Annotated in this window: 20 protein-coding genes; 7 read left to right on the forward strand and 13 right to left on the reverse strand. The window is 34.9% G+C overall.

The window, feature by feature from the left end; genetic code table 11:
* Positions 1–57: 57 nt before the first annotated feature.
* Positions 58–2,931: a MutS family DNA mismatch repair protein gene (locus tag M0P91_RS04455; protein WP_295065029.1), complete on the forward strand. Its 2,874-nt coding sequence runs from the start codon at positions 58–60 to the stop codon at positions 2,929–2,931.
* Between the two features lie 158 nt (positions 2,932–3,089).
* A complete protein-coding gene (locus M0P91_RS04460) occupies positions 3,090–4,346 on the forward strand; it encodes a tyrosine-type recombinase/integrase (protein WP_295065031.1) in 1,257 nt (418 codons plus the stop codon).
* Between the two features lie 11 nt (positions 4,347–4,357).
* Here the strand turns inward: M0P91_RS04460 and M0P91_RS04465 are convergent, their stop codons facing one another.
* Positions 4,358–9,205, reverse strand: a complete 4,848-nt coding sequence (locus M0P91_RS04465) for a type ISP restriction/modification enzyme (protein WP_295065033.1) — start codon at positions 9,203–9,205, stop codon at positions 4,358–4,360.
* 141 nt (positions 9,206–9,346) lie between these two features.
* On the opposite strand from M0P91_RS04465, the gene M0P91_RS04470 reads away from it, so the two are divergent.
* Complete coding sequence (locus M0P91_RS04470; RefSeq protein ID WP_295065035.1) at positions 9,347–10,699, forward strand: hypothetical protein; 1,353 nt, start codon at positions 9,347–9,349, stop codon at positions 10,697–10,699.
* Between the two features lie 141 nt (positions 10,700–10,840).
* On the opposite strand, the gene M0P91_RS04475 is transcribed toward M0P91_RS04470, so the two are convergent.
* The 12 genes from M0P91_RS04475 to M0P91_RS04530 form a co-directional block, all read right to left on the reverse strand.
* Positions 10,841–11,563 carry an abortive infection system antitoxin AbiGi family protein gene (locus tag M0P91_RS04475; RefSeq protein ID WP_295065037.1) on the reverse strand — a complete coding sequence of 241 codons (723 nt, stop codon included), beginning with the start codon at positions 11,561–11,563 and terminating at the stop codon, positions 10,841–10,843.
* Entirely contained in the window at positions 11,554–11,928 is a 375-nt protein-coding gene (locus M0P91_RS04480; RefSeq protein WP_295065039.1) for a hypothetical protein, read from the reverse strand. Before M0P91_RS04480 ends, M0P91_RS04475 begins: the two co-directional genes overlap by 10 nt.
* Positions 11,929–12,027: 99 nt before the next feature.
* Entirely contained in the window at positions 12,028–13,971 is a 1,944-nt protein-coding gene (locus M0P91_RS04485) for a type IV secretion system DNA-binding domain-containing protein (RefSeq protein WP_295065041.1), read from the reverse strand.
* A gap of 3 nt (positions 13,972–13,974) precedes the next feature.
* The gene (locus M0P91_RS04490; RefSeq protein WP_295065043.1) at positions 13,975–14,610 is read right to left on the reverse strand and encodes a hypothetical protein; all 636 of its coding nucleotides are present in this window, start codon (positions 14,608–14,610) and stop codon (positions 13,975–13,977) included.
* Positions 14,611–14,622: 12 nt separating this feature from the next.
* Positions 14,623–15,606, reverse strand: coding sequence for a hypothetical protein (locus tag M0P91_RS04495; RefSeq protein WP_295065045.1), 984 nt, complete (start codon positions 15,604–15,606; stop codon positions 14,623–14,625).
* A complete protein-coding gene (locus M0P91_RS04500) occupies positions 15,603–16,028 on the reverse strand; it encodes a hypothetical protein (RefSeq protein WP_295065047.1) in 426 nt (141 codons plus the stop codon). Before M0P91_RS04500 ends, M0P91_RS04495 begins: the two co-directional genes overlap by 4 nt.
* 389 nt (positions 16,029–16,417) lie before the next feature.
* Positions 16,418–16,663 carry a hypothetical protein gene (locus M0P91_RS04505; protein ID WP_295065049.1) on the reverse strand — a complete coding sequence of 82 codons (246 nt, stop codon included), beginning with the start codon at positions 16,661–16,663 and terminating at the stop codon, positions 16,418–16,420.
* Between the two features lie 11 nt (positions 16,664–16,674).
* Complete coding sequence (locus M0P91_RS04510) at positions 16,675–17,085, reverse strand: hypothetical protein (RefSeq protein WP_295065051.1); 411 nt, start codon at positions 17,083–17,085, stop codon at positions 16,675–16,677.
* A gap of 289 nt (positions 17,086–17,374) precedes the next feature.
* Positions 17,375–17,854, reverse strand: coding sequence for a hypothetical protein (locus M0P91_RS04515; protein WP_295065053.1), 480 nt, complete (start codon positions 17,852–17,854; stop codon positions 17,375–17,377).
* A 10-nt stretch (positions 17,855–17,864) separates the two neighbouring features.
* Positions 17,865–18,041 carry a hypothetical protein gene (locus M0P91_RS04520; protein ID WP_295065055.1) on the reverse strand — a complete coding sequence of 59 codons (177 nt, stop codon included), beginning with the start codon at positions 18,039–18,041 and terminating at the stop codon, positions 17,865–17,867.
* Complete coding sequence (locus tag M0P91_RS04525) at positions 18,031–18,468, reverse strand: type IV pilin protein (protein ID WP_295065057.1); 438 nt, start codon at positions 18,466–18,468, stop codon at positions 18,031–18,033. The genes M0P91_RS04520 and M0P91_RS04525 overlap by 11 nt, the downstream gene beginning before the upstream one ends.
* Before the next feature lie 87 nt (positions 18,469–18,555).
* Positions 18,556–18,930: a hypothetical protein gene (locus M0P91_RS04530; protein ID WP_295065059.1), complete on the reverse strand. Its 375-nt coding sequence runs from the start codon at positions 18,928–18,930 to the stop codon at positions 18,556–18,558.
* A gap of 209 nt (positions 18,931–19,139) precedes the next feature.
* Between M0P91_RS04530 and M0P91_RS04535 the strand changes: the two genes are divergently transcribed.
* The 4 genes from M0P91_RS04535 (at position 19,140) to M0P91_RS04550 (ending at position 22,298) form a co-directional block, all read left to right on the forward strand.
* The gene (locus M0P91_RS04535; RefSeq protein WP_295065061.1) at positions 19,140–19,325 is read left to right on the forward strand and encodes a hypothetical protein; all 186 of its coding nucleotides are present in this window, start codon (positions 19,140–19,142) and stop codon (positions 19,323–19,325) included.
* 946 nt (positions 19,326–20,271) lie between these two features.
* A complete protein-coding gene (locus M0P91_RS04540) occupies positions 20,272–21,096 on the forward strand; it encodes a replication initiation protein (RefSeq protein ID WP_295065063.1) in 825 nt (274 codons plus the stop codon).
* A gap of 374 nt (positions 21,097–21,470) precedes the next feature.
* Complete coding sequence (locus tag M0P91_RS04545; RefSeq protein ID WP_295065065.1) at positions 21,471–21,902, forward strand: type II secretion system protein; 432 nt, start codon at positions 21,471–21,473, stop codon at positions 21,900–21,902.
* A 72-nt stretch (positions 21,903–21,974) separates the two neighbouring features.
* Positions 21,975–22,298, forward strand: coding sequence for a hypothetical protein (locus M0P91_RS04550; protein ID WP_295065067.1), 324 nt, complete (start codon positions 21,975–21,977; stop codon positions 22,296–22,298).
* Positions 22,299–22,300: the final 2 nt, after the last annotated feature.

The raw sequence follows: 22,300 nt of genomic DNA on the forward strand, positions 1-22,300 counted from the left end.
GATTCTTTTTAGCCCCCCTTCGTTATAATAAAAGACTTTTTTGGATGCGGAGACGGGATGAGTACGGAAGAGATCGGGGCATTGTTACAAGATAAAAGCAAGCTCCTCTCCGAAGTCTATTTCGAGCTTCAAGCCGCGTGTGAAGCCAAATACGGTCCCGATACCCTCGTCATCATCGAAGTGGGATCGTTTTTCGAGGTCTATGAAGTAAACAACGAAATAATGAAGATCGGCAAGGCCAAGGAGGTCGCCGAGTTTCTCAATATCCAGCTCACCCGCAAAAACAAGACGATTCTGGAAAACTCGATCCAGAATCCGCTGTTGGCCGGGGTGCCGACGGTATCGATCGAGCGCTACCTCGCCCGACTGGTGCAGTCGAAAAAATACACGATCGTCCTCGTGCGCCAGCAGGGCGAACCCCCTCATATCCGCCGTTATATCTCCAATATCATCTCTCCGGGGACCAATTTCGACTACATTGCCGAAGCGAGCGAAAACTACATCGCTTCGCTATTGATCGATCAGAACAACGGCGTCTACTCGATCGGATATGCCGCGATCGACGTCGGGACAGGGAAAACGCTGATCAACGAGATTCACGGAACGCGGGAGGATAAAACCTATGCGCTGGATGAGGTGTTCACCCTCCTGCAAAGCTACCAGACCTCCGAAGTAGTCGTGACGTTTTGCGCCGGTGAGATCGATGCGGATGAGGTGAGCCGCTATCTGGAACTCAAAAGCCATCACCGCAGTGTCATCAACGACAAACGGCTGCGGATCGATTATCAAAACGAGCTGTTTGAGCGGGTTTACCAGATCCGCTCCCTTCTCAGCCCCATCGAGTATCTCGATCTGGAACGCTACCCCTATGTTTCCGAATCGCTCTCCATCCTGATCAACGTCATTATCGATCACGATCCGGCCATCATCGAGAAGATGAACCGCCCCGTATTTCTAGGAACGGCGCGCTACCTGTATCTGGGGAACAATGCGGCAGAGCAGCTGGGGATTATTTCGCGCGACGCCGATGAGATGACGCTGCTCAAACTGATCGATAAAACCTCCACGGCGATGGGGAAACGGCTGTTGCGCGAGCGGCTGCTCAATCCGATCTGCGATCCGAAGCTTCTCGAAGAGCGGTATGACCTGATCGAAAAAACCGAAAAGCATATCGCTCCGCTGGAGACGAAGCTCAAAGAGGTGTACGATCTGGAGCGGATTTTGCGCCGTCTGAAACTGGGGAAACTCCACCCCTATGAGCTGGCCTATTTTCATGCGTCGCTGGCAGCGGCGGAGAGCCTGTTTGAGGAGGCGAAACGACTGGGGATAGCGTATGATAAGGCAAGTGCGCAGGAGTGTATGCAGTGCGCCGGTGAGCTTCGCCGGATTTTCAACATCGAAAGCTGTGCGAAATTCCGCCGCGATCAGGTGGATGAGAATCTCTTTAACGAGGGGATCGACCCCTCCATCGACGCTCTCGAAGCGCTTCAGAAAAACAACGAAGCCAAACTGGAGACGATCATCGGCCATATCGGGACGTTTTTCGAAAGCGGCAGCGGCCCGTATGCGCAGATCGGGTGGCTGGAGAGCGAGGGGTACCATCTACTGATGACCCGAAACCGCTACGTCAGTGTCGAAGAGCAGCTCTATAACAGCTTTTTCACGATCGGCGGGGAACACCACTTTTTCCGCGATTTTTCGGTCCGTAAACTCAAAACGACGGTCAAACTCTCCTCGGTACTTCTCGATGAGCTCTCCATCGAAAACGCCGGGGCCAAATCGCGGATGTTGGCGCAGGTCAAAGAACGCTATGCGGAACATCTCGAAATGATCGAGCGGCGCTATTCGCATGCGATCGAGCACTTGATCTCTTTTCTGGCCCTGATCGACGTATCGCTTAGCGGTGCGAAGTGTGCCGCCCACTATCGCTATACCCGTCCGCTCATCGTGACGGAAGCCAAAAAAGCGTTTATCGAGGCGGTGGGACTGCGCCATCCTTTGATCGAATCGCGCGAAGAGAACGGGATTTTCGTTCCGAACGACCTGTTTTTGGGAGGAGCCGAGCAGCGGACCTTCGAAGAGCATACGACGATCGAGGCTTCGGGGGGAGAGGATGTCAAAGGGGTGCTCCTCTATGGGATCAACTCCAGCGGGAAGTCCTCTCTGATGAAGAGCATCGGCCTCTCAGTCGTGATGGCGCAGGCGGGATTTTTCGTCCCCTGCGCCCTGTTCCGGTTTGCTCCGGTGGACAAACTCCTCACCCGGATCGTCTCGAAAGACAACCTCTACAAAGGGCTCTCCACCTTTGCGGTGGAGATGCTGGAACTGCGGAACATCTTCAACCGTGCGACCGAAAACACCCTGATCCTCGGAGACGAGATCAGTCACGGGACCGAAACCGAATCGGCCCTCGCCATCGTCGCCAGTGCGATACTGCGGCTCAAAGAGATCGGAAGCCTCTTTATCTTCGCAACCCATCTGCATCCCCTCTCATCGCTGGATGAGATTCGCAAGGCCAAGGGGATCGTGCTGCTCCACCTAGGGGTCTATTACGACGAAGCAAGTGATCGCCTCGTGTATGACCGCAAGCTCAAATCCGGCAGCGGAAGCACCCTCTATGGACTGGAGTTTGCCAAATCGCTCCATATGGACGAGGAATTTTTACGCAAAGCGTACGAAATCCGCGGACGGATCGGGGATAAGACGGGTGAAGTGGCGATGCTCAAAAAAGAGAAAAAGAGCCGTTACAATACAAAGCTCTACCTCACCAAATGCGCCCTGTGCGATGACGCGGTGGACGAGGTCCACCATATCATCCCGCAGGCCAATGCCGATGATGGCGGCTCCATCGGCCATTTCGGGATGAACCACCGCTACAATCTTGTTCCCCTACGGTACAAAACCGACCAAAACCCCTATTTAGCGGCGTAAAACAGGGGTTCTTAAATTTCAAAATAGTGCTTTTGATGCAGTATAATGCAATAAAAAGCACTATTAACTACACAAAAAACTACACAACTTTTTTAAAACTACACAACTTTTAAGAATAGCACATATATAATTACCTCCATTAATTGAAGGAATACGTCATGGCAAGACCAAAACTTAGTGGAATATCAGAAGAGACTAATGCTAGGGGAGATACCCAAATATATGTTACCTTCCAGTTTAACGGAAAAAGGTACAACAGGAAGAACTTCACAAGAATGTTTGGAATTGAAGATAAAACTGAAGCTGCTGCAAAACTCTCAGAAATAAAACTTGCTATTTCTCAAAACAAAGACCCTTTCTCGGTGCCAAAAGATACACTCAACGATTTTTTTGATGCTATGGCAAAAGAAAATCTTGAAATAGGTAAATGGAGGGAGAGTTCTCACTATTGGAATACTCTTTTTTATAACAAATATTTAAGACCTACGATAGGTCATAAAAAACCTTCAAAGATTACCAAAGATGATTTGAAGAGAATTTTAACCAACGATATGAAGCACTTAACGGAGGAGACAAAACAACAACTAAGAAAAATTTTAAGCCCAATTTTTAAAGAAGCAATCGAGCAAAGATTAATGTTCGAGGATTTGTCTCTATATCTCCCTGTTGTTCCAAGAACAATCAAAGAAGACTTAGAAGTAAGGTCATTAGATGATGTTGGTGTACTTGTAAAAAAGTTTTACAATGCAATTCCTTATTATGTGGCACATAAAAAGCATCAGAGAATAGAAATGATTAATTTCTATATGTTTGTTTTAATGACGGCAAAACGTACAGGTGAAGTTTTAAAGCTCAGAAGAGAAAATTGTTATCTTGAAGAAAGGTTTTGTATTTCAATAAAAAACACAACTAAAACAAAAAAATCTTTTAAATTCCCAATTCCAGAAGAAGTGGTTCCTTTTATTGAAAGTGTCAAAAGCGGTTATCTCTTTCCAACAATTTCAAAAAGCACCGTAGGGAAAACCTGGGAGGTTCTTCTTAGATTGGCGAAAATTAGAGTTGTTGCAGACAAAAGAATTACTCCTCATGATACAAGAAGATTTATTTTAAATATTATGATTGATGAATTAGGCATAAAAGAATCTGTAGCTGATACTTGTATAGACCACTCTCAAACTGGTGTTATTAGGCACTATAGAAATGTAAAATACAAAGACATAGAAGAAGCCTTTTTTAAATATTGGGGATATATAAGAGACCCTGACTTTGAATTTGAGCCACTATTTGAAAAAAAGCATAGAAAAACAAGAGCAGAGACGAAAGCTTTGCTTGAGACTGGATGGGAAAGATATGTTCCAATTGCAGAAAGAGTTTTTCCAGATAATCCTCACTATAGGATAAAAAAGGAGGAGTAAAATCCCGTCCTTTACTTAAACTCTATTTTTGGAAGATTATTCACTATATCTACAGTTTGAACACTTAGATTGATTACGCTTAGGAGTAAGTCAAGAATATATCTTGGATTGCCAACTTCTTCAGCCCAATCGTTAGGGTCGTTTCTGATACCACTCTCTTTGTGGGTAGATAGTTGGTATCTCTCCATTACCCATTCAATAGCTGACTTCCCATTGACTTGATATTCATAAGCCTTTTCTGGAATGTTTGTGATTATGATTTTGCTATTGAAATTGATAGTATCTTTTTGGTCTTTTTTTGGAAAGCGCATTTTTTCAACTTTGAAAAATTGGCTCTCTTCTCCTTGGATTGTTACATCTGGATATGCTGGAACAGTTTCATAATTGATGTGTAGCTCTGCAAGTTCTCGTCCTGCTTTGCTGAACTTCCAAAACTCTCTTGGCTCGTCAAGGAGTGGAAGGCGTGGTAGCATTTTAGATAAGTCGTTTTCAAAAGATATTTGATAGTCTTTGCTATGTAGAATTCCATATACATAATAGAAAATATCTTCTCTTGAGACATTATTTCCATAAAGTTTTTTCGCTTGTTCATATATAAAGTTTGAAATCCCGTCTCTTTTTATAAATTCATCTTCCGCCGTTCCATCAAAAAGGGATTTTTGCTTTTTGTCTTTTTCTTCATAGTAATAAAGAGGGAAAGATTGTGTATCTCCATTGAAGTGAATATCAGAAATTCCATCTGTTATTAACAATCCAAACCCTTTATCTGTGGATGAAATATTTATTACAAGACTTTTTCCTCTGAAAATTTCAGAGAATTGTCCTCTTCTGTGAATCATTTTGTCGCCAAAATATAGAAACTGCTTAAAGAATGGTCTATATGAGGCTTTGAAGATTTTATCTTCTTCGAAAGTAGCCTTATCTCCACTTTCAACTTTTGGAATTAAACTACTTGACCAACTTATTTTTGTAGGGTCTTTATCTATAAAATCATTTAATTTTGTCTCTGGCTTTTTCTTTTTTTCTTCCTGAAACGTATCTATTTGATTATTGAAAAAGATTATAGTTTTTTGCATATTTTGAATAAGAAATTTTTTAGATGAATTATAAACCCAAGCATCCCTACTTGAACCAACTCCCATTGAATTTAGTACAAAAAAAGTTTGTGTTTTTGTGTCAAATTTTTTATCTGGAGCCAAAGGAACAAAAGTGCTGAATATATCGTTTCTGTGATTTAACCAATCTCCGTGTTCATTTGGAGTAAGTTCATTCCATTTCATTTTTTTATTGGATATTGAAGAGAAATCGCTGATAATTTTTAACTTATCTTCTCTTGTTAAATAATCTCCAATATCATGATAATGGATAGTTGCTTTTTCTTTTTTATTGTTTGGATTTTTGATAAGTATTGTAATTGTAATAGGGGTTCTTGAACCTCCTCCGAATACGTTTCCTGCCTCTTTTTGTCTTAAAGTTCCACTGCTTCTTGCGTTTCCTCTAAGGTTAAAAACCCAAACACTCGAAAATTCGTTTTCAATCGATTTTCGAAATCCTTCTGTGCTATTTCCGTCTATCCAAGCTCCATTGGATACAAAAGCAAGAACTCCTCCATTTTCATCAAGTCTATCGGTTCCCCATCTAAAAGCTTTTAAGTATGAGTCATATAATGAATTTTTGTTTGTTGCACTTGTGAGTGCAGCATAGGTTTCTGCAATTCTGGAATCCAACTTCTCATATTTCTGATTCTGAGCATTATCATTAGCTGATTTTTGTCCTACAGAATACGGAGGATTCCCTATAATAACTCTCAAGGGAGCTTTTTTCTGCTTCATTGCACGTTCGGAGTTTTGAGGGAACATATCAGAGGATAATCCACTTGCTTCATCAACCTCACTCATTTGGAACGTATCGGTCAATACAATACCCTCAAACGCTTCATAAGAACTATCTTCACCTAATTGGTCATGAAAAGCATTTTCGATGTTTACAGCAGCTATATAGTAGGCTAAAAGAACTATTTCGTTTGCGTGTAGTTCGTTTCTGTATTTTCTCTCTAAATCTTTTTTCTCAATCAATCCACTTTGTAGGAGTCGGGTCATAAATGTTCCAGTTCCAGTAAAAGGGTCTAGGATATGAATATTTTCATCAGAAAGTGTTCGTCCGAATTCTTGCTTCAAAACATCATTGACTGAGTGAATAATGAAATCTACGACTTCAACAGGAGTATAGACAATTCCTAATTGTTCAACCATTTTTGGAAATGCGGTTTTGAAAAATTTATCATATAGCTCAATGATGATTCGTTGTTTTCCCTCTGCGTTGTCAATACCTGAAGCTCTTTTTCTTACTGAATCATAGAATCTTTGAAGGGTTTCGGAATCTTTGTCTAATGACTGACTTTCTAATAAATCAAGCATATTCTGCATCGATTTAGAAACAGGATTATTGCTCACAAAAGAGTATCCTTCGAAAAGTGCTTCAAATACAGGTTTTGTAATAACGTGTTGAGAGAGCATTTCGATTGCTTGTGTTTGAGAAATTGCAGGATTAATATTTCGTCTCAATCCATCAAGGAAGTGTTCGAATTCTGCTCTGTGCTTTTCATCATCGGTTATTAGATGAGTAATGCGTTCTATTTGTCTTTGAGCGATTACAGCTACATCTTTAGCCCATTTTTCCCAATAAACACGGTCTCCAACTTTTAGAACCATTTTTGCGAATACTGCATTTTGGAGTTCTTCAAATTGAATGGTTAATTGTTCATGGAATTTTTTAGTTGCTGCCTCTTGTTCTTCTTTTGAACTGTATTCTTCATCGTCTCCACCAAGGGAACCAGTGCCAATAATGATTTGGTCGGGCTTTTTCTTGTTGAGTTCGATTTTATTTACAGTAGCGTTAAATCTATCATCGTGCGCTCTCAAAGCATTCAAAACAGTCCATACGACTTTGAATCTGTCATTATCGTCAAGAGCTTTTGAGGCTTCCATATCAGAAGGAACAACTACAGGAATAATAATATAACCGTATTTTTTCCCTGGGGATTTTCTCATAACTCGTCCAACTGATTGAACAACGTCTACTTGAGAATTTCTAGCTGAAAGGAACATAACAGCATCAAGGGAAGGAACATCGACTCCTTCGCTCAAACATCTGACGTTGGTAAGAACTCGACATTCTCCAGATTCCATTGAATTTGATTTTAACCATCCTAATAATTCATCTCTCTCTGGAGCCGACATTGCTCCGTCAATATGTTTTGATGAAACAGATACCATCTGTTCTCTTTTTGATGGATTTAAGTCCTCTCCGTAAATGTCGGTCACTTCGTTGAAAGAGGTGGTGATATGTTTTGAGATTTTGATATTTTGGCAAAATGCAACCGCTCTCTTCATTGGTTCAGGGTCGCTGCTTTTAATAAGTCCTTCATCTCCTAAAACTTGTTTTGAAAGAGCATTGATACAACCAATAAGTTTTGAAGCATCATCCGCATTTATCTCATGGTCTTCATTAGCAACCATTGCTTGCATGGTCGGTGAAATATCTTTATCACTTAGAGTTAAAATGAGAACTTTGTAATCGGTAAGAAGGTCTCTTTCGACTGCTTCACCGAAACCGATACGGTAGATTTCGTCACCATAAGTTTTCTCATCATCCATTGAACAAATGATTGCATCATTTTGTGCTGCTTTTGATTTTGAATCATCAGAATAAAGACGAGGGGTAGCCGTCATGTAAAGACGTTTAGAGGCTTTTATGAAGTTATTATCATGAACTTTGATGAATGAAGAGGAATCTTCTTCAGTTAAAGCAGCTCCAGTAGTTCTATGAGCTTCATCACAAATAATTAAGTCAAAAGTTCCATAGGTCGGGTCTTCTGCTAAAAGTCTTTTTTGGGCTTCAGCGATTACTTCGATGGATTGATAAGTTGAGAAGACAACCGCCATTCCGTCGTTTTTATTATTTCTGATATATCTGAATTGACGAATAATATTATTTATATCGGTTGAGGCTGGCATTGCTAAATCAACAACTGACATACTCTCAGAATCTTCATTTTTAGAAGATTTTTTTGTAATTCTTGAATCAGAACAAATACAAATAGGTTTGATAGGTTCTTTCGCATCGGCTGACCACTCTCTGAGTGTTTGTCCTAAAAGTGCAATGGATGGAACTAGGAAGAGAATTAAACCGTTTCCGTTGGTTTCATTTTCAGCGATTCGGAGGGAAGTAAATGTTTTACCAGTTCCGCAAGCCATAATAAGCTTTCCTCGGCTCTCAACTTGAAAATGGATATTTGTTTTTGTAAGAGCTTCTATTTGATGCTCTCGGAGTTCTTTTTTGGCTGTTCGGGCTAATTCTCCAGAAATTCCGTTTTCTAGTTTCTCCCAATCTACAGGAGCTTCCTGAAGCTCTAAAAGATTTAGGCGTGTAAGGGGTGGTTTTTGGTTTTGGATGGCTTCTAGGGCATTTAAACCCCATTTGTTAGTGGTTGAAATCCAGAGTCTTTGAGTGAAACCAATTGTTTGAAGATTTTCTCCTATAAACTCTCGGCTTGAAGTTGAGAGAAATGAATCTACAGACTTTTTATCAATGGTAGCACTCGCTTGATAACATTTGCATTGGATAGCCCAATAATCGCCTTCATGGGTTAGGGCTACAAGGTCGATTCCAGTGTCTTTTCCTCCAAAGTCTCCCTTTTGAGGAAATTCGTTCCAGAGCCAAACATTTTTAAAGAGGTAAGCGTATTTTGGGTCGGTGTGAAGATAGGCTTGCATGAGCCTTTCGAAGCGGTCTCCCTTGTCTCTTTCTGAAAATGAATATTTTCGATATTTCTCTAAAACATTATCAAAATCAACCACTGCAAAACCCCTAAAATATATAAGTCTATAATAGTATTTAAAAGAGCATAAGCAACGACTTAATTAACGATAAATAGCGGATTTAGCTAATGATTATGTGTTGGAGAGTATTATTATTCATATTTTTGAAGGAATAACTATATGAAAGCCACAACTCAACAAATAGCCGAATTGTTACAGACTGAAATGTTTGAAGATATTGAAAATGTCTTGGAATCAAATATTGGAAGATTCGGAATGATGGAATATCTCAGAAACGAGATAACATCAGCAGAGTTGATTCGAGAGCTTCCACAATTGATAGATATTATAAGAGCAAACACTGCCGAAGAAAGTGTATATTTTGACACTCTTCCTTACAGTGCAAGACAGAATATTTATACTGTTTTAACGGAAATAAATGCTCTTCTTGTTCAAATGACTCAAGGAACAAATAGTTTAGCAACTTTAATTGATAGATATGATTCTTTAAGGGCTGTTGTTTTATCTTGGAGACTTGATTTTAAATCCAAAAAAATACCTTTATATGATTCGAAAATCAAGCAATATAATGAATTAACAAAAAGATTAAATAACCTTATTAAGGAACTTGAAGAGACTGAAGAGAATAGAACTGTTTACAATGAATTGATTGGAAGAATCGAAAAAACAGAAGAGAATCTTCGAGGAATAGAGGATAGGTCTGAAGCAGCTTTGCTGAAAACAACGGAAAATAAAGAGCAAACAGATACAGATTCTGAAGAAATAAAGATTTTAGCTCTTGAGATTAAAAAAATACTAGAACAATCCAATGAAGATTATAAAGAGATTGATGAAACTAAGGAATTTATTACTGAATTTTTTGGAAAAATTGATAAATATTTAAAAAATATGGATGATACTTCACTTAAAATAGAAAAAAATGTAAAAGATTATTCTGATAAAACGACTGAAATCATTAGAAAAAATGAGGAACAAACAAAAGAGATTGACAATCAACTTGGAAAAGCTACAGGTGTAAGTTTGTTCAAATCGTTCCAGGCTAGAAGAAAAGCCTTGAATACAGGTTTGAATAATTGGTTGATTGCGCTGGGAGTTTCGACTGCTGGATTTATTGGTGTTTCAATGTGGATTTTTTATGACGTATCGAATAAAGTATTTGACCCTCTTTATTTCGGAATGAAAATAGCAATTTCTCTTCCATTGTTGTTTGTAATAGGCTTTGTATCGAGTCGATATACAAAAGAGAGAAGACTTGTTGAGGAATATGCGTTTAAAGCCTCTGTAGCTCTTGCATTGAAACCGTATGCAGATTTAATTGAGAATGATAGTTCTGACGAGAAATATAAGGATTTCTTGATTAAAACCATTGAAAATATTTTTGATGCTCCAACTGATAAAGTTTTTGGTTTGGATAAAAAACATCAAGTTAAAGAAGACAAATTTAATTTAGCTGGATTGAATGAAATGGTGGATACAGTTAAAAAAATCAAAGAAACGTTAAAAAGTGAATAAATTCCTTTTTTCGTTTTTGAATTATATTCTCGTTTTTTTGAAAAGTTTGGGTCGGCTTTTTCTCCAGATACTCTTTATTAGAGTTCATCGATTTAAACGAAAATAGAGTAATGTTTTAATTTCCTCCGAAGAGGAATATTTTTAGAAGTCTTCTTTGATTTGTTCTGTAGTTAGGATTCTAGTGGTTAGCCTATCAACATCGTGAGAGCTGTATTTTCCCTTTACATCCCTTAAAAAACTAAAAAACTCACGAATTTCACTATCGTCTTTGATGATGATATATTTTATGTCATTCGGCTCAAATGTCAAAAATATATCTGAAATCATAAAATCATAAGCATCTTTAGTCTCTTCATCTTCATACACTTCTTTGCTGAGGGTGAATTCATTTTTATCTGTATTTTGTGGAACATATCTCCATTCTCTTTCATCTGAAAATCTGTAATTTGGAACAGGGTCTTTACCTTTTCTTTGAAGTGTATTTTCATAATTTTTTATGTAACTATAGACTGTTAGAGCATTTGCCGATGCTTCTTTGTTTTTTTCAGTTGAACGCAATAATTCAAGAATGTTTTCCGAAAAATAAGAATTGCCTTCAATGTATATTACGGGATTTAGTTTCTGTCGAATCGCCCACTCCTTTGTTAATCCTATTCCATAGGAGCCATAGCTATCAATATGCTTTTTGACCTCAGAGAGAGGAATGTCACAAAAGCTAACCATTGGAGCAGCATAAGCTCTTTCTTTTCCTGCAATTTCTATTGTTTCGGTGCAATATTTAATTTTGAAATTATTTTTCAAAATCCCTTTTAAGCTATCTTTGCTTGCGGTGAAATGAATAATTGAACTTGAACTCAATCCCATGGAAATCTCGCTTTATTGGATTTTTGATTATCTTGTTTTATTGGAGGCTCGGACGAATGATGAAACGATATTTGAGGATATATAGGATTGAAAAATCTATCATGAATGAAAGTGTTTTGTTGTGGTGACAATAAATATCCCAAACCAGTATTTTCAAAATAATTGTTTGATTCATTTTGGGAAAGTTTATCAAAAATGTCCTTCATGGCTTGAGATATACTTAATGGTTCAATAGTTTTTTGATACAGTTCTTCGCTGCTCATTCTTGCTAAGGCTTGTATGGTAGTTTCCATTGAAGACGGCATATAGCTCTTTAAATGCTCCGAAATGGAATCTATTTTAATATTGTCAAGTGTTACTTTCACGACAAATCCTTTTGAATTGGAATGTAAAATTATACACCGAAAAAATAAGCCTCTTTTTCGCACCTTAAAAACCTCATACAAGCCCTAAAAAAGGGCTTCTTATGGATTTTGATTCATACTCGCTTTTAACTTCTCTTCAAGAGCTTTTTGATTTTTTTGTTTAATCAATTGCTCTCTTATTTGTTCTTCGTCTGCTAAATTTGAATAGAAACGTCTCATTTTTAAAATCGTTTCATGGTCAAGGTCTGGAAGTTTTCGAGGTATCAATCCTTCTGTTATCAGGTCGGGTTGTCTGTATGTAAAATTGATTTTTGCTACAGGATGCTCACCAACGATTAAGAAAGCTTCGAGAGGTTTTAAAGTATTAAATTCTCCAGGAAGAACAATACGTTTTAATTTCTCTTCATCGGATTCTTGAAGTCTATCTTGACTTACATCCGTTGCAGCACTTGCTCCTTGAGAGTGAGACTGTTTAATACGTCTTATCTCCATTTCGTTTAAGAATCTTGAGAGGAATTCTGCACCATCTGGTTCATTATATTGAAGCAATACTTTTGTTGATAGATGCTGGAATAATTCTCTCATTCCCTCTTTTTTAACTAGCTTTTCTAACTGAGGAAGTGATTGTGTTGCTACTGTTACAGAGTATCCATAGGAACGAGATTCCCCCATAAAGTTTCCTAATTCTTCAATAATCTTTTTCCCTAAAGCATGATTTCCATCACTTCCTAGAGATTGAACTTCATCGAATAACATAAAAATTCTTCTGTCGGAAGGTTGAGATAATGTTGTTCCGATTTTGAAAATTAAAAGAATTAGTTGGGAAAAATATGTTGTATATGCTCCTGCCATTTCTTTTGTATTTACAATGAATAATCTTCTGTCTGGAAATTGGTCAATTGTATTGATAAACCATCTTACGCTGAAGTTTCCTTCGTCATAATAAAACTCTCTTCTACATAATCCTCTTATTGCTTTGTTGATAGAAGCCATAACTGAATTTCCTTGACTATCAAGCCCTCCAACTCCTAATGTAAGTGCATTTAAAACTCCCCCTTGTAATCCATATTTGATAACTGTTTTATCAACTGAAAGAACATTTCTTAGTTGTAATCCCTCTCCGTTGGCTTGAAGAAAGTCAATTAAAACTTTGTTGCTTGGGTTTTTCATTCCTGCAATTTTGATAAGAATTGCTTTCATTACTGCTTGAGCCTGGTCTATAAAGTGCGCTGATTTTGAGTCTGGGTCGGAGGGTACAATTGCTTGAGCAAAGAAATCAACCATTGTTTCATCTATCTCTTCTCCTGGCTTTAAATCATCAAATATGTTCCATCTTAAAGAGTCTTTGTCTCTTGGGTCGAATAGAAAATCTTTACCTGAACCTCTTCGATATAAGAGTTGTGTAAAGTCTGGTTTTCGGTCGTAAACTATCATTGTGCAGTTCATATCTACAATCCCTTTTGAAGTTTTTACTGGTAATCCATTTACCATGTGATAACCTCCAAAAATCTCATTGAAAATGGCTTGTGTCTTGCCTGAACCGACTTTTCCTAAGAAGAGAAAATTTCTTGGAACTTCTTTTGAAGGAATAGGTATTTCTTGCTGTCCGAATATGAAAGTTGCTTCATCTCCTTTCTCTTTTATTGCTTTTTCAATACGAGCTTTTAAGTCTTTTGCCTCAACTCTTTTTGTTCCTCTTTTATGAATAATTTCCTCATCTGCTGTATTGAAAAGCTTTCCGTATGCGTAATAGCTAATAGCTAAAGATGGAAAAAAATATGTTACAAAAGCGGATAAATTATAAAGTAAAAAACCTTTTATTGAATCTCTCCATAGCGTTTCCTCAATTGGTGGCATAGTATCTGGCAGCATATTTTCAAAGTGAATAAAAGGGATTGGGATAATGTCTCTTGTTGTTAATATTCCCAGAAATAACGCTACAAAAAGTGAGAAAATGGACGAGACTTTAACTCGTCTCATCACTTTAATAATGTTCTTTCTGTCAAACCTATTTGACTGTTCTTCGTCTGTCATTTCTTCCATTTTTTACTCCTTATCGAATGGAGTTTTATCCCCTTGTGGAACAAAACCTCTGGTATAATCAATTTCAAATTCGTCTGTATCTTCTTCAAAATCTTCCTCTTCCATTTCTTCAACTATCTCTTTTTGCATGACTTGAGTTTTTAAAATGTCAATTCCATCAGCGAAGGTTTTCCCCTTTGGTTCTTCTTGAAGTTCTGGAGCTGAAGCTTTCACTTCTTCAACTTCTTCCCATTCGTATTCTTTGATTTCTCTTGCTATTTCAACTGCTGCAATTGCCGTTGCTGTTGTTGCTGTTGCTTTTACTGCAAAATTATCTAACTCATTTTTTGGAACAAAATTTTGAGGTTGTGGAACTGATTGTCTTTGAAAATAATTCTCTTCATCGGTTTGGAAAGTGCTTGTTTCATCGGTGGAAGTTTCTTTCTTTTTGAGTAATAGATTTACTAAAACACTTAGAAAAATTATTGTCAATATTAAACTCTCCGCTGCTAAAGCTTCTCTCGTAAAAAAATCTTTTGGATTCTCAAAAGTTGCAAAGAAAACTATTGAGCAAACGATTCCTAAACCTCCAAAAATTAAGAAATTATAATCATCGAAAAACGTGTTTGTTTTGTCTATCTTGTCTTTTATATATTTCATTTTATACTCCTTTTATAGTGATAAACCATCATTTGATTTTCTGCTTTGAACGGCTTCAATTGCTTTTGAAATATCATCTTTTTCACTTGAAGTAGATTTAATTTCATTATGTTTATCGTCAAGCTTACCGTCCATAAGTTTGTCGATTTGTTGGTTGAGGGTTAAGCCTTTTTCGTGAGTTGACTCTTTTGTTTTTGCTATTTCTTTATTGATTTTAGTATTTAGATTTTTATTCAAATCGTGTCTTTGCTTATTGTCTAATGTTTCTTTGACTTGTCTTCCTGCGATTTGCTTAAAGTCTTTCATTTGGTCTTTTGTCATGTTGATAGAACGAGAAGAACCATAGGCTACAACGTGTGCGTGTATGTTTCCTCCAGTTTCTACTTTATCGGTATGAATAGCTATTTTATATTTAAAATCTGCTCCTGTTTTTTCTTTATATTCATCAACTGTTTTTATCACCATCTGAACCATTTCTTCTCTTGAAATGTTGTCTTGTTGTCCTGGGTCAATGACGATTCTTCGGAGTGCTGAAAAGTCTTCATTGTTATCCATTTCCTTTCTTAGTTCATACAGCTCTTCTTTTGATAATCTCTCTCCGTCTTCGTTATAAACATTACTTAAAGACTCGTCTTTTATGTCTTCTGCTCCATGATTATCCATATAATTTATTGATGCTGAAGCGTGTTTTCCGACTGAAGCTTTTGTTGCTCTGTTCCCATCTTTTCCTTTTCGTCCTGCCATAGAAAAATTGGATTTGACAATTACAGTTTGTCCTTTAACGACAACACCTCCTTTGCCTCCTCCCATATTTTGAGCATTAGAAAAACCTCCTGAAGCTTTTCCTCCAGAAGAAGATTTAGAAGAAGAATGTATATGAGGAAGATGTGTTTCTTGGCTCTTAGTTTGAAGAGCTTTGATACCTGATTTTTTAGATTCAATATTTAATTTTGAATGACTTTCTTCTTGTTTTTTAAAAAAATTGTTCGGTTTCATTCAATCTCCTCACCTAAATTATCTTGTTTATATTTCAAGTCTTTCATAGCTTTTTGTATCCCAATTTTTTCAATCTCATAAATATTGTTTTCTTTGAGTTCTTCATTTTGAAAAGCTTTTACTCTTATAAAACCTAGTAGATTTATAGAATAGATTTTTCCCATAAATCGTGTCATATTTATTAAAAGTCCAGCTATTCTATCTGTGTTTTGTCTGTTCTCTTTTCGTATTTCTTTAAGTTCATTTCGTATTGTTTTAGATAGATTTTCTGCTAATAAAATATTGTCTAATCCTCTCATGATTAAGCTCTCAGCTGCATTCGAAAAGTTCTCTCCTGAAACACCAGCATATCCTTCAATCAACTCCATAGTTGATGGTGTAAGCCATACAGTTTTTCCAATTTTATTGTCTTTTTTTGCCATTATATTTTTTCCTTGTTTTGTGAATTTTGACCCAAAATTATGGTATAATTAAGGTTCATTTAAGAATTGTATCTATTACTATGATTTTTTTGTTTTTTTACAGAATAAGGCGTAGCGCAATTCGAAGAGAGTCCCTATAATAAGGGGTTTTAATAGCCTTTCGAGGTGCTATAAGCATCGAAAAGGGCTTAAATGAGGCGGTATCGCCTCGTAGAAAACGCCGTAGGTATCGGGACCCTCTGGGGTAAGCAAACCGTTTACGGGTCGCCTTTATCTGTGCATTAAAAAATAATCCAATCCCCAATAACCCCCTCTCTCCCTCTTCTTTTTTGTATATAAGACAATTTCATAGGAAGAATGGAAGTGTTGGCTATCTAAATAAATTTCACTTACTCAAATATGCTTTGTACATTATTTTTTTTGAAAGAGATTTGTAAAAAAATCGCTAGGACACTAAATGAAATCAGTGAAGTAAAAAATACAAAATCTGATTTCAAAAACTGAAAAAACATTGAGTGATTTTCTTCTCCACTTCCAAAAATAAATGGAAACATATTTTCTAAGAAAACTCTATGCTCTCCTGCAAGATAAACAAACATAGCCCAAGCTATCATGAACGGTAATAATTTTTTCATTTTCTTTCTCCTTAATTGTTGTTGTGGTTCCAAGAGTTGTTAAAAACAATTTCTTCCATGCTTCTATCAGCCTCACTCAATTCTTCTGTCTCAACTCTTTCAGTTTCCAAAACTTTTTCTTCTTCAATTTTCTCTAAACTTTGTTCAGGTTTTTTTTCAATAACAATTTTATTTTTTATTGCAATTAACACAATCGCTTTTGAAATAGTTTTGTCTTCCAATGAAGATTTTTTTTCAGAAAATTTATTTTTAATTTTTTGAATCTCTTCAGCTTCTTCTCTTGATAAAACTTCTAAATCTTTTTTGATTGAACTGTCTAAGTCTCCTAATTGTAATTCTAAAATTGAGTTGATAGCAAAAAGTTGTTTTGCTGTTCCTCCACCCAAAACTTTTTTTATAATGTTTGTTGTAATTTTTTTCATAATTTTTTTCCTTTTTGTTGAATTTGTTGAATGATGATAATTAAAATTTATTCTCATCAAAATGACTAAAATGTTTTAAACCTTTTGTTTAACTCTTTGATTTATTTTCATAAGCATCCTCTTTAAATTTTAAAGACTTTTTTAGAAAAAAAATCTTTACAGAATGTTATAGCAACTCAAAAAAATTTTGAAGCGTTTTTTGAAAAAAGATGAAGGGAAAATTTATTTTGCAGGAAAGAAAAACTTAAAAAGTTTTGAGAGACTTTTAAAATAGTCTCCTTGGTTTTATTTATTCGAATTCGTAAAAGTTTTCATCTGAAAAATCTTCTTCGTCGATAAAAGTATATTTTGAATCAGAAGATATTTTTGTTGTGTCGTTTTCTATTGGTTCTCTTTCGTTTTTTGTTAAAAGTATTTCTTGTTCTCTTTTGTTTTTTGTTAAAAGTATTTTTAAGGCTTTTAATTTTTTATCGTCAAGATTTATTTGATAAAGTTCAATTGCTTTATCTAAAAAACTTTCAGAGTTTGGATAAGAATTTCTTAAAAAATTTTTATACTTTTTAATTTTGCTTAAGCTCAAATAATTTTTTGAGTTATCTGTTTCAGTTTTTAAAATTTTTATGAAAGAACTTGAAATATTCACTTCTTTGACAAGTGCTGCAAGTTTTAAAATTTCTATCTCAGTTTTGTGTCCATTGATTTTGAGTTGGTGAAAGCATATACTGGATTTGCTCGCTTTAAATTGATTTATTATGTCAATGACTCTCATGTATTCTCCTTTACGAATTAAGACCGTACAAGCCGTTTAAATAGCTTTGTATGTTATATAAATTTTCATCAGATAAAATTTCTTTCTCTTTTAAAATGTTTGACACTTGTGAATAATGTTGCTCTGTCTTTTTTTGTTGAGTTTGAATGTAGCCTTTTCGTGCGCTGGAGTAAATATTATTTTCCATAACAAACTCCTTTTCTTGTGATATTCATTTGACCGTCTGTATCACATTGGTCGAAATAAATGACTTCTCCATTAACTTCATCACCTGAGCAATCATCAGAGCCTTCTAAGCTATACTCTTTGTTATTATCGACTACTTCCATTTGAAAACCATACTCACCGTTTGAACATTCTGTTTGAGTTGAAACGGTGTATCCGTTTTTAGTATAAGTTTCATTTTTTAAATCGTTGATAGTTGCTATTTTTAAATTTCTTTCTGCAATTGCGAAAGCGTAGAACTCAGAATTTTTAGCTTTAACTTCAAAAGCTTTCTCTGTAATAGCTGTTCCGTTTTTAATTCCATATCCTGCTAGAATTCCAATTATTGCCGTAGCGAATAATAATTCAACTGTTGTAAAACCTTTGCTCATTTTAGTTTTTGTTTTCATTGACTTTTTTCCTTTATTGTTGATTTGATTTTTTGATATATTGTTATAGTCTTGAGTTCTCAGATAATTCAAGATTGAAAAAGAATTTCAATCTATTTTTAAATTTATTGTTTCCAATAAAAATTGGGCTTCTTTGAATAATGGTGTCAAACTTCTTTGAGTGTGTTTCGCTCCATTGATTTCAATATATTTTTTCTCAAAATACATTTTCTCTAAATTGCAATCAAGAGAAAATCTTAAAACTATTTTTAATCCAATGTTCTCATAGTCTTTTTGAGTATTGAACATTGATTCTGTTTCTCTGATTCTTCTTTTTTCCAATGACTCATAGATTCCAAATTTGTATGAACCTTTGTATTTATCTGTATGTCTGAAAAACATTGATAAAAGATTTTTCAAATCTTCTAATTCTGCTTTGAACTCTGCTAAATTGTCTTTAATATTTTTTTGAATGTATTTCATAAAAAACTCCTATTTTTTAATCTGATAAGTATTTTAATATAGTTTATTAAAATAATGTTAATTATCAGAATAAGAAACATTTTCGAAAAAAATAAAGTTTTTATTTATTTTTCCATGAAGTGAGGAAAAAGATTTTTTATTTCCAAAAAAAAGATTATCTTAATAATCTGTAATATAATCATCCAAAACAAAAAAGGAGAAAATAAAAAATGAAAAAGTATGATGAAGAAATAACGGTAACAAGTATTTCGCTGGAACAATCAGCAGTTGAAAGATTGGATAAAATAAATAAACAATTTGGTTTGAACAACAAATCTAAGGTTATTAACATTATGTTAAAAAATGCAGATGAAGAATTTTTTGTAAAATGTTTTTTATCTCAAGCTAAATCTTAAAAAATTTATAGAGTGTTTTTCGAAACTCTCTAATAAGTTTTCCTCTCCTTTTTAAAAAATCTCAAATATGACACTTTGGACTGAACCAGGACAAAAAAAATTTATTGTCCATAGTTGCTTTTCATAATTTCGATTTAAACGCCTCGAATCTTTTCAATGGACAAATACTCATAAAATGAATAAAAACGTCCTACAATCGAAAATACGATATAAATTTCAACTATTAATAGCCTTTTCTACTCTCTGCGTATGTGTGATTTATTTTTTTCCATATTTTTATTTTTTATTTCTCTTTCTGTAAAAATGTCATAGTTAGCTTTTATCGTCTTAAGATAGTTAAAAAAAAGGGTGTGAGTAATAAACCATGATAAAGAAGCTTTCGCTTCTTGAGAGGTATTGAAGATTGAGTGATTAAGTGTAAGTCGTTTCAGGTTTGAAATTTATCTTGGATAAGTCAAGAAGAATGAAGAACGTCAGTTCTTCTTCATGGCGAAAAATATTCTCCAAGAGTTAAATACAAATCGTTCCTTGGAACGAACTCGAAAATATTAAAAAATATATAAACCTGAAAACTCAAAAAAATAAAATATAAAAAAGATGAGCCTCAAAAATTGCAAAATTTTTGAAAAGACGGAAGCTATTAAAGCTATTATAATACTAGTATATATACTCTAGTAATTATAATATTATAATAAAGAAAGCTATTAGAGGTTCCGAAAACCTCGCTACCGACGAGTGTTCCAGCCACGACCTATGACACTTTCCGCAAAACCTACCTATAATTTTTTCCTGTTTTGGAAAAGAACCTATGACACTTTCCACACGACCTATGACACTTTCCACAAAAAAAACAGATGAAAAAAATCCTTATATGACAAAATAAGATTATTGTCATAGCTTGTGATATACTTTTAAAATATAAGAAATTATTAAGGAGATTTATAAAATGAAAACAGAATTATCAGATAGAAAAATAGTAAGACAATCTCACTCTTTGAACTTTTCAAAATTTAGCTTAAGTGCATTATCTATAGATATATTATTTTTATTTTTTGCTCAAATAGCAAAAGAAGATGAAGAGTTTAAAGAATTTAAAATCACTTTTAGAGAACTTGAGAAAAAGTTAAACAAGAGAATTGACAAAGATTATATTGACAAAGTTTGTGAGGAGCTTTTAACAAACCCACTTAGAATTCAAGAAGAGAAATCTGTACTACGTTGCAATTTCGTTTCATCTGCGAGATATTCGAAAGAAGAATCTTGGTTGCAACTAAAAGTAAGTGACGATTTAAAAGAGCATCTATTAAAAGTAGAAAAAAATTATGTTCTCTCTAATTATTTAAGTATTTCAAAATTAAAAGGCAGCTACACAAAAAGAATTTATTCTATATTGTCTCAATTTAAGAAAACTGGTTTTTATAAAGTTGATGTTGAAAAATTAATGTATATTCTTGACTTGGAAAACAAGTATCAAAAATATGGAGATTTCAAAAGAAGAATATTGAATTCTTCAATGAAGGAAATTAATGAAAAGTCAGACATTGAATTTTCATTTAAAGAAATTACAGAAAATCTAAAAGTTGTTAGGTTAGAATTTTTTATAAAAATAAAAAAAGATTTAGTTGATGATTCTCATGACTTTGTTGATGAATATAATCAATTAATTGCTAAATATGATAAAAAAGCTAAAGAAAAAGGATATGAAGGTTCTTTTTCTCAATATGATGATTCAGCTTATATAGATTCTCTTTTAGAAATCAGACCTTTCTGATTTCCCCCTCTTTTTCCCTTCATTTTCCCTTCATTTTCCTCAATTTTCTTAAAATTTGGACTTTTTCGCTTCAAAAAGTCCATCATTCCAAAATATCTTGAAAAAACTCCCTAAAACACTCTGAGCAAAAAAGTTTTTCTTTTTCATTGACTTTCTTTTTTGTCTCGATTTTTTGTGATATATGGAAGGTTCAGCTCTTTGCTCATTTGTCTGAACCTTTTAAACATTTCTCAAGAGAGATAGCTTCATACTCGTATTAAACTCCTAATTTAATTAAAACCTATCTCTCTTTAGAGCTGTTTTTCAAAAACACTCTGTTGCCCTTAAATTCAATTTATTCAGTCTAGGGTGCTGAAAACAAGGAGAACAAAATTATGAAAAACGTTAAAAAAGGTTTCACATTAGTGGAATTATTATTTGTTATGGCGATTATCGCAATATTAGCTGGATTTGCAATTGCAAACTTGAAAGATTCAACAAGAGTTGCTACTGAAAATAGTATGAAGAATGATGCAAAAAATGCAATCACTCAACAACAAACTTATTTTGCTGGAAATCAAGAATATACTGACTTAGCAGCTGCAAACGGAGCTTGGATTGATGCAAACAATGGTATGGTAACTTCTACCGATGGTGTTAAATTCACTGTATCAAAAGGCAATGTTATTGAAACAACTGGAAATATTGATTGTGGAGATAGCACAGTAGGTTTTTCTGTAGAAATTACAAACGCTACTTTACCAAACGCAACAACTTCTTACAATTCTTGCACAGATGGAACTATCCAAAACGGCGCATTAGTTTAAAATCCCTCCTGGTTTTTTCCAGGTAGAGAATCCTTCAAGGATTTTCTATTAAATTAAAAGAAGGAGGCGTAAATGTCTTGGTATAAATATGATAATAAATCAATGAACGTTTCGGATAAAATTAAATTTTATTCTGCGTGTGTTGGAATAAGCGTAATCGTCTCATTAGGCGTTGTTTTAGCCCCTTTTCTTTATTCTCACGACTATTTACTATCAAAAGCAAAAGAAGACGCTCATAAGGCTCTAATGGGTTTAAACAGTCCGAAGACTGAATATACGACTGAATATTCTTTTGTTGATGTAAAACCGCTTTATGATAATTGCTTTTATATTATCTCTGTTTCTAAATATGATAACTCAGCTGGATATGTAATTTCCGACTCATGCAAGGAGTAAGT

This window comes from Sulfuricurvum sp. (genome assembly GCF_023229695.1).
Lineage (GTDB): Bacteria > Campylobacterota > Campylobacteria > Campylobacterales > Sulfurimonadaceae > Sulfuricurvum.